Source organism: Arsenophonus endosymbiont of Bemisia tabaci Q2, assembly GCF_902713415.1.
Taxonomy (GTDB): Bacteria; Pseudomonadota; Gammaproteobacteria; order Enterobacterales; family Enterobacteriaceae; genus Arsenophonus.
On record NZ_CACTIE010000171.1, the window covers coordinates 1 to 8423 of the forward strand.

Consider the following 8423-nt stretch of genomic DNA (forward strand, 5'->3'; position numbering starts at 1 on the left):
GTCGTTCTAAAATAAAACTGTGGACGGTAACCTTTAAAGAATGGCGTGTGGCGACCGCCCTCGTCTTTGCTCAAAATATATACTTCTGATTCAAATTGAGTATGCGGATTGATTGAACCTGGTTTTGCTAATACTTGACCACGCTCTCGCTCTACATCTTCACGCTTGGTACCACGTAATAATACACCTACGTTTTCACCTGCACGACCTTCGTCCAGCAGTTTGCGGAACATTTCTACGCTCGTACAGGTCGTTTTGGTCGTCTCTTTAATTCCGACGATTTCAATTTCTTCACCAACCTTAACTACACCACGCTCTACACGGCCTGTTACTACGCGGTTCCACGGCCTGAGATCGAAAATACGTCTTCGATTGGCAACAAGAACGGTTTATCTATCGCACGCTCTGGCTCTGGGATGTAGTCATCTAATGCTTTCGCTAACTCTAGAATTTTCTCTTCCCACTCAGCAACGCCTTCCAACGCCTTCAACGCTGAACCTTTGATTACCGGCGTGTTGTCTCCTGGGAAATCATACTGAGAAAGAAGCTCTCGCACTTCCATTTCAACCAATTCCAGCAGCTCTTTATCATCTACCATATCACATTTGTTCAGGAAAACGATGATGTAAGGAACACCTACCTGGCGACCTAATAGGATATGCTCACGTGTTTGTGGCATTGGACCATCTGTTGCTGCAACCACTAAAATCGCGCCGACCATTTGTGCCGCACCGGTGATCATGTTTTTTATATAATCTGCGTGGCCTGGGCAATCAACGTGGGCATAATGGCGGGTTGGCGTATCATATTCTACGTGAGAGGTAGAAATTGTGATACCGCGCGCTTTTTCTTCCGGTGCATTATCAATTTGATCAAATGCACGTGCACTACCGCCATAAGTTTTCGCTAATACGGTGGTGATTGCAGCAGTTAAAGTTGTTTTACCATGGTCAACGTGGCCGATTGTACCAACGTTAACGTGCGGTTTTTTACGTTCAAATTTTTCTTTAGACACGACTCTATTCGTTATAGAGTTCTCTGAAACAATAGGAGAGAACCAGATTAAATAGTTAAACCGAAACCCAATTACGTAGCTTTACGAGCTTCAATAATTGCTTGAGCAATATTGGTTGGTGCTTCATTGTACTTCAAAAATTCTATTGAGTAAGAAGCACGACCTTGAGTTTGTGAACGCAGATCTGTGGCATAACCAAACATTTTTGATAATGGTACTTGAGCACGAACTGTTTTACCAGTTGCTGTATCTTCCATACCTTCAATCATACCACGACGACGGTTCAGGTCACCAATTACGTCACCCATATAGTCTTCAGGCGTTTCAACTTCAACTTTCATGATTGGCTCCAGTAAAACTGGACCTGCTTTCATGAAAGCTTCTTTGAAAGCCATAGAACCTGCAATTTTGAATGCCATTTCCGAGGAATCAACCTCATGATAGGAACCATCATACAATGCCACTTTGACATCAACAATGGGGTAGCCCGCCAGAACACCATTTTTCATCTGTTCTTGAACGCCTTTATCCACCGCAGGTATGTATTCTTTAGGTACAACGCCACCAACGATTTCGTTGTGGAATTCATAACCAATTTCATGGCCTGCTTCCAAAGGTTCAACGCGTATCCATACATGACCAAATTGACCACGACCACCAGACTGACGAACAAACTTACCTTCCTGCTCAACAGACTTACGAATAGTCTCACGGTATGCTACTTGTGGTTTACCAACGTTCGCTTCAACTTTAAATTCACGACGCATACGGTCAACCAATACTTCCAGATGCAATTCCCCCATACCCGCAATAATTGTCTGACCAGATTCTTCATCTGTTGAAACGCGGAAGGATGGATCTTCTTGAGCCAAACGACCTAAAGCAATACCCATTTTTTCTTGGTCAGCTTTAGTTTTAGGTTCAATAGCAACCGAGATAACAGGCTGTGGAAATTCGATACGCTCTAAAATAATTGGGGCATCCATAGCACATAGCGTATCACCGGTAGTCACATCTTTGAGGCCGATAGCGGCAGCAATGTCACCCGCTCGGACTTCTTTAATTTCTTCACGTTTATTAGCATGCATCTGAACGATACGACCAAAACGCTCTTTTTTATCTTTAACTGGGTTAAGAACGCTATCCCCTGAATTAACTACACCAGAGTAAACCCGGAAGAAAGTCAAATTACCAACAAATGGGTCAGTTGCAATTTTGAATGCTAATGCTGAAAAAGGCTCATCATCACTTGCATGGCGTTCTGCTAGTGTATTTTTACCATCGGTTAAAACACCATTAATTGCCGGAATATCAGTAGGTGCGGGTAAATATTCAATAACCGCATCCAGCATTGCTTGTACACCTTTATTTTTAAAGGCTGAACCGCACGTAACCAAAATAATTTCATTATTCAATACGCGCTTACGCAATGCTTGTTTGATCTCTTTTTCTGACAGCTCTTCGCCACCAAAATATTTTTCCATCAACTCGTCTGATGCTTCAGACGCAGCTTCAATTAGCTTACCATGCCACTCTTCAGCTTGAGCTTGTAAGTTTACTGGAATATCTTCATAAACGAAAGTGACGCCTTGATCACTATAATTCCAGTGGATTGCTTTCATTTTAACTAAATCGATAACACCAGTGAATGATTCTTCAGCGCCAATAGGTAACTGAAGTGGAACTGGTATTGCTGCCAGACGTGACTCAATCTGTTCAACAACACGCAAGAAATTAGCACTCATCCGATCCATTTTATTAACAAATGCGATACGGGGTACTTGATACTTATTTGCCTGACGCCAAACTGTTTCAGATTGTGGTTGAACACCGCCAACTGCACAATAAACCATTACCGCACCATCAAGAACACGCATAGAACGTTCTACTTCAATAGTGAAGTCAACGTGTCCTGGTGTGTCAATGATGTTGATACGGTGTTCGTCAAACTGTTTACCCATACCAGACCAGAAAGCAGTAGTTGCAGCTGAAGTGATAGTAATACCACGCTCTTGTTCCTGCTCCATCCAGTCCATCGTTGCTGCGCCATCATGAACTTCACCAATTTTATGGCTCACGCCAGTATAAAATAAGATACGTTCAGTTGTTGTAGTCTTACCAGCATCAATATGGGCACTAATACCGATGTTGCGATAACGCGTAATGGGAGTTTTACGAGCCATTTTTTCCTCTCTCGTGACCGTTCAATTGGTACAAGGGTAACACCATGTTACCCTTACGAAACATAACTAGCGAATGCTACCAACGATAGTGTGCAAACGCCTTGTTAGCTTCTGCCATACGATGAACATCTTCACGTTTTTTAACAGCAGTCCCTTTATTTTCAGCCGCATCAGATAATTCGTTTGCTAAGCGCAAAGCCATCGATTTATCACCGCGTTTACGAGCAGCTTCAGCAATCCAACGCATTGCTAATGCATTACGACGGACAGGACGAACTTCAACAGGAACCTGGTAAGTTGAACCACCAACACGGCGTGATTTAACTTCCACTGTTGGACGAACATTGTCCAGAGCTATTTCAAAGGCTTCTAAATGATTTTTTCCAGCACGTTGAGCCAGGTCCTCAAGCGCACTATATACAATTGCTTCTGCAGTAGATTTTTTACCATCTACCATCAAAATATTAATAAATTTAGCCAATAATTCTGATCCAAACTTTGGATCTGGTAAAATTTTACGTTGACCAATTAGACGACGACGTGGCATGGATATACTCCGTTTTTAAATTCAGGGTTGTCCAAAACTCTATGAGTTTATTTTGACATTAAAAAATTAAATGTTTGGCCTTACTTAACGGAGAACCATTAAGCCTTCGGCCTCTTAGCGCCGTATTTAGAACGACCTTGTTTGCGATCTTTTACACCAGAACAGTCCAATGCACCGCGGACAGTGTGATAACGCACACCGGGTAAGTCTTTAACACGACCACCACGAATCAAGATTACTGAGTGTTCTTGCAAGTTATGGCCTTCACCACCAATGTAAGAAGACACTTCATAACCATTAGTTAAACGAACGCGGCATACTTTACGCAATGCTGAGTTAGGTTTTTTAGGGGTAGTAGTATATACGCGAGTACATACACCACGTTTTTGCGGGCAAGCTTCCAGTGCAGGAACGTTGCTTTTCACAACTTTCGAGCTACGTGGTTTTCGAACCAGCTGATTAATTGTTGCCATTAAAAAAGCTCCTGGTTTTTGCTTCGTAAACACGGATATTTTCCTCGCTTATCGCCATGATAAAACACGAGGGCGCGAAATTTTATTGCTGACAGAGGCAGGTGTCAAGAAATATACAACGGATCATTCATTACCAAGCAAAATATTGTGGATGTTTTACCGTTAATTGCACAAAATCAACATAAGATATCTGACGGACATAAGATGACATATATGGCATTAATCCCCTGGCTTCTACATCATTTTGTAAAGCAAAAACTTGAATCCCTTTATCTTTAAATTGCATTAAAAAATTATTATCTTTATTACCCGATGAGATTTTATGTCCCAGCAAAACCCCATCCTGTAATAATAATACCTCATCCTGCTCCGTTAATAAGCTAATGAGTGAATCAAAGTCACTATAATAAGGGGAAGTAGAAATGGTATATAACATGTTAGTCTTCTGTTTAACTAGAAAGTCAGAATTACATCATAATCTGCTAAGTTACGTCTAAGCCTGTCAGCAGGAATAACTGTTGCCGGTAGGATAAAACTGCTGTCAGCAGAGAATCCCCTTGTTTCAAGATCTTCCTGACAAATATAACAAGCATTAATATCATATAATGGCAGTAATTTATAGGTTGAAATATAATCACGCGCCAGGAGTTTACTGGGATTTTGTTTGGCCAGTAATTGGCAAACACCATCAGAAATAAAGAAAACACCAATCTTTTCAGTTAATGCAGAAGTGGCGAGCAAAGCATCTAATCCTTCACGACCACTTGAAGTTCCATGAGGTATTTTTATAAATACAAATGCTATTTTTTTCATATTTATCTCAAAATTGAACTGTGCGATCACAGACAAGCATGGCCTCAGCCAAACTACCTAACCCGCTCAATACAAAATCTTCATCCAGATTAGCACCGGGTAAGTGACTATTTTTGGCTTCAGTTTCATCAATAATACCCCGTCGCAATGCAGCAGAAACGCAGACATTCAATTGACATCCTGTCTGCTGTGCTAATTTTTTCCATCCTATAAGTAAATTAAATTCATCACTAGCTGGTGAAATTAATTGATTACCGTTGTAAACACCTTCTTGATAGAAAAAAACGGTTTTTAGTATATGTCCTTTGATAACCAAAGCATTCGCGAATTGCCAAGCATTAGTGGCCTGCTGAGTTCCATAAGCAGGCTCTGTCACTAATAGGCAATAAGTCAAAGGCTTATTTAAAGTAGAAGCCCCCATTTATTTACTCACCATTTTTAAACTGCCTTATATAAAGATAAACAGTGTGCTTAGAAATATTCAAACGATCAGCAACCTGATTAATCGCATCTTTAATATCAAAAATCCCTTTTTCATATAAATTGAGCACGACTTGTTTGTTTTTCATATTATTTGGCACATTGCGATCAGCATTAACTTCTTCTATGGTAAATTCCAATGCCTGAGCAACAAGATCATCAACACAAGAGGCAAAATTAACGTTGGAAGCAACTTCATGGTTTTTTTCCGGCACAAATGTTTTGACTATCTCAGAAAATGGCATATCTAAATTCATATTAATACAAAGTAAACCAATAACTCGCCGTTTGGGATTACGGATAGCAATAGTGACTGATTTCATTAAGGCGCCACTTTTTGTGTGCGTAAAATAAGCTTTCGATACACTGGAATCAATATCGGTCATATGATGTAGCATACGTAAAGCTAAATCGGTAATTGGTGAACCAATCTTACGGCCTGTATCTTCACCATTATCTATTCTGACCGCTGAAGATTTTAAATCTTCAAGTGAATGAAGAACAATTTCACAATGTCCACCAATTAACATAGCCAAACCGTCAACCATCCATTCATAAGATGTCAAAATCGCGTAATCAACATCATCAAACGGTTGATCATCCAGTAAATCATTATCACAGCTATCATTAGAATATAATAGATTAGACATTCAGACTCCATCCTCTATATATTGACGAAACTTTATTAAACCATTATGTGAGTAAACACCGATCTTATTATTAATATGCAATTTATTTAGCAATCATCAATACGCTAAACTTACGGTAAAAAGAATCTAAGACGTTAAAACCACAAAGACCGATCGTCAAGGGATCTCGTGTCAGACCTTTGGTCTTCCTCACAGGATATAAACAAAAAAGTAACTTAATCATTTAATTTAGACAAAAATCACAAAAACCTGCTAATAATACTTTAAGTAAATTTAATAATATTAACATTTATAATAATACTTTAAATTATATTCGATGTATTTATTAATAATGCGGAATTTTTATTACCGCATTTATATTGCCACTCATCATAAATTAATATAAATAAATCTCGACTATCCTTGATATATAAGAAAGCCAAAGGGAGAGTTAAACTCTGCCTCTTTTGTCTCTCAATTATTTCTTAGCCGGTTTGATTCTAATAACTTAACATTAAAGATCAAAGTTGAATTTGCTGGAATTGCCGCTGCTGCAGATTTTCCGTAACCTAATTCTGGTGGAATAATAAGTTGAATTTTAACGCCTTTTTCAATTGTTGCAAACCTTCTGTCCAACCAGAGATAAGTGAATCAAGCGCAATTGTTAACGGTTCATTACGCTTATAAGAACTGTTAAATACTGAGCCATCAATTAAACGACCTTCGTAATTTACCACGACAGTATCTTTATCTGTTTGTTTTGCTCCTTCGCCTGGTTTTTCAATTTTATAAATTAATCCACTTTTTGTTTTTACTACACTTTTTCTTTTCTTTAAGATATTTAGCTCGATAATCATCACCCAATTTACCATTTTTTTACTCTCTTCTTCCATTTTTAGCTGGGCTAAAGTTTGTATTCTTTTTTCAAGTGCTTTTAAGGTTGTTTCTATTTCTTGATCATTAAGTTTACTTTTATTAATAAACGCATCCTTTACGCCAGCTAAAAGCTGTTTCCTATCAAGATTAATACCGATAGATTTTTCCTGCATTAAAGAATTATCGATGTAACGACCCAGCGAAGCCCCTAATGCATAAGCGCTACGCTAATCTTAATTATCAAATTTCTTATTTGCATCAGCAGCGAATACTTGCGAGGTATTTAGCAACATAGACAAAGACGTCACTAAAAGAGTTGTTTTAAATAATGATTTCATTCAATTCTCCAATTATGTTTATTATTCCTAATCAGTCATAGTAAAGTGTGTTAGCTAATCAACTGCCAGATAATACAATAAGTTAAGGAATTAAATATAGTTAAACAAGGACAATAAAAAGAAGTTACCAGGTAAATCATAATAGAAAAAACGTCTCTAAGGCTTCATCAGTAGGCACTATATCGAATATCCAATCTATGTATTTCACTCCCGACAGGAGGTTCAAGTGGATTTACTTAAAAAATATGAAGAAAGATTAGAAGATTTGGAAAGTAAATTATCTTTTCAAGAGATCACCATTGAAGCGCTTAATCAAGTGGTTGTCGAACAAGAACTTGAAATGGTTAAATTAAAAGAACATATCCAACTGGTTACTGAACGATTAAAAGCCACACAATCATCACCATTAGCGCCAATTAATGAAGAAACTCCACCACCACACTATTAAGCAATCAAAAAATCAGCGAGCCTATTTTCTCGCTGATTTATTTCAGTCTAGGTAATTATTATGCCAACTTAATGAAAACCACAACCACAACCAACATGTCCATGAGAACACCCTTTATCACCATGATGCTTACCATTACAGAAACCACCCTCATGAGCATCCTCACTATGAACATGGCCGTGCGCTAGTTCTTCTTCAGTAGCTTCCCGGATCGCGATAATTTTAACATTAAATTTTAAATTCTGACCAGCTAACATGTGATTACCATCAACGATAACCTCATCACCTTGAATACCGGTAATTTCTACCGATACTGAGCCCATATCGGTATCAGCTAAGAAACGTATACCAACTTGTAAATCATCAACACCAACAAAAACATCTTTTGGTACACGTTGAACTAAATTCTCATCATATTGACCATAAGCGTCATCAGCTTGGATTTCAATATCGAAATGTTCACCGACACTGCATCTTTCGAGTGCCTTTTCTAAAGCTGAAATCAAAGAACCACGACCATGCAAATATAGCTAAGCGTCTTAATTTTGATTACAAAATATATGTTTTTCTCCAATATAAATTTACTGATATAGAGTAATTACTTGTAATCATTTTAAAGTC

The 8423-nt window shown here is 38.4% G+C and carries 8 protein-coding genes and 3 pseudogenes; 1 reads left to right on the forward strand and 10 read right to left on the reverse strand.

Annotation, left to right across the window (positions count from 1 at the left end; genetic code table 11):
- The 9 genes and pseudogenes from tuf to fkpA form a co-directional block, all read right to left on the reverse strand.
- Nucleotides 1-1015: pseudogene (gene tuf / locus ARSQ2_RS09060) on the reverse strand (elongation factor Tu); the annotation flags it as partial.
- A 71-nt stretch (nucleotides 1016-1086) separates the two neighbouring features.
- Nucleotides 1087-3198 carry an elongation factor G gene (gene fusA, locus ARSQ2_RS09065; RefSeq protein WP_181995098.1) on the reverse strand — a complete coding sequence of 704 codons (2112 nt, stop codon included), beginning with the start codon at nucleotides 3196-3198 and terminating at the stop codon, nucleotides 1087-1089.
- A gap of 76 nt (nucleotides 3199-3274) precedes the next feature.
- Nucleotides 3275-3745, reverse strand: coding sequence for a 30S ribosomal protein S7 (rpsG, locus tag ARSQ2_RS09070; RefSeq protein WP_181995099.1), 471 nt, complete (start codon nucleotides 3743-3745; stop codon nucleotides 3275-3277).
- 98 nt (nucleotides 3746-3843) lie between these two features.
- Nucleotides 3844-4218, reverse strand: a complete 375-nt coding sequence (gene rpsL / locus ARSQ2_RS09075; protein ID WP_119711948.1) for a 30S ribosomal protein S12 — start codon at nucleotides 4216-4218, stop codon at nucleotides 3844-3846.
- Nucleotides 4219-4348: 130 nt separating this feature from the next.
- On the reverse strand, nucleotides 4349-4654 hold the full coding sequence (gene tusB / locus ARSQ2_RS09080) for a sulfurtransferase complex subunit TusB (RefSeq protein WP_181995100.1): 306 nt from the start codon (nucleotides 4652-4654) through the stop codon (nucleotides 4349-4351).
- Between the two features lie 17 nt (nucleotides 4655-4671).
- Nucleotides 4672-5031, reverse strand: coding sequence for a sulfurtransferase complex subunit TusC (tusC, locus tag ARSQ2_RS09085; protein ID WP_181995101.1), 360 nt, complete (start codon nucleotides 5029-5031; stop codon nucleotides 4672-4674).
- Nucleotides 5032-5038: 7 nt separating this feature from the next.
- Nucleotides 5039-5452 carry a sulfurtransferase complex subunit TusD gene (tusD, locus tag ARSQ2_RS09090; RefSeq protein ID WP_181995102.1) on the reverse strand — a complete coding sequence of 138 codons (414 nt, stop codon included), beginning with the start codon at nucleotides 5450-5452 and terminating at the stop codon, nucleotides 5039-5041.
- Between the two features lie 4 nt (nucleotides 5453-5456).
- Nucleotides 5457-6161 carry a helix-turn-helix transcriptional regulator gene (locus tag ARSQ2_RS09095; RefSeq protein WP_181995103.1) on the reverse strand — a complete coding sequence of 235 codons (705 nt, stop codon included), beginning with the start codon at nucleotides 6159-6161 and terminating at the stop codon, nucleotides 5457-5459.
- 453 nt (nucleotides 6162-6614) lie between these two features.
- Nucleotides 6615-7189, reverse strand: a pseudogene (gene fkpA, locus ARSQ2_RS13095) (FKBP-type peptidyl-prolyl cis-trans isomerase).
- A gap of 391 nt (nucleotides 7190-7580) precedes the next feature.
- Here fkpA and ARSQ2_RS09105 point away from each other — a divergent pair.
- Nucleotides 7581-7802: a SlyX family protein gene (locus ARSQ2_RS09105; RefSeq protein WP_181995104.1), complete on the forward strand. Its 222-nt coding sequence runs from the start codon at nucleotides 7581-7583 to the stop codon at nucleotides 7800-7802.
- A 68-nt stretch (nucleotides 7803-7870) separates the two neighbouring features.
- On the opposite strand, the pseudogene slyD reads toward ARSQ2_RS09105, so the two are convergent.
- A pseudogene (slyD, locus tag ARSQ2_RS09110) lies at nucleotides 7871-8329 on the reverse strand (peptidylprolyl isomerase); the annotation flags it as partial.
- Nucleotides 8330-8423: the final 94 nt, after the last annotated feature.

Excerpts from the sequence above, each read along its gene's own strand:
- rpsL (WP_119711948.1), bottom strand. The coding sequence starts at position 4,218 with ATGGCAACAATTAATCAGCTGGTTCGAAAACCACGTAGCTCGAAAGTT.
- rpsG (WP_181995099.1), bottom strand. The coding sequence starts at position 3,745 with ATGCCACGTCGTCGTCTAATTGGTCAACGTAAAATTTTACCAGATCCA.
- tusD (WP_181995102.1), bottom strand. The coding sequence starts at position 5,452 with ATGGGGGCTTCTACTTTAAATAAGCCTTTGACTTATTGCCTATTAGTG.
- tusB (WP_181995100.1), bottom strand. The coding sequence starts at position 4,654 with ATGTTATATACCATTTCTACTTCCCCTTATTATAGTGACTTTGATTCA.
- tusC (WP_181995101.1), bottom strand. The coding sequence starts at position 5,031 with ATGAAAAAAATAGCATTTGTATTTATAAAAATACCTCATGGAACTTCA.
- fusA (WP_181995098.1), bottom strand. The coding sequence starts at position 3,198 with ATGGCTCGTAAAACTCCCATTACGCGTTATCGCAACATCGGTATTAGT.
- ARSQ2_RS09095 (WP_181995103.1), bottom strand. The coding sequence starts at position 6,161 with ATGTCTAATCTATTATATTCTAATGATAGCTGTGATAATGATTTACTG.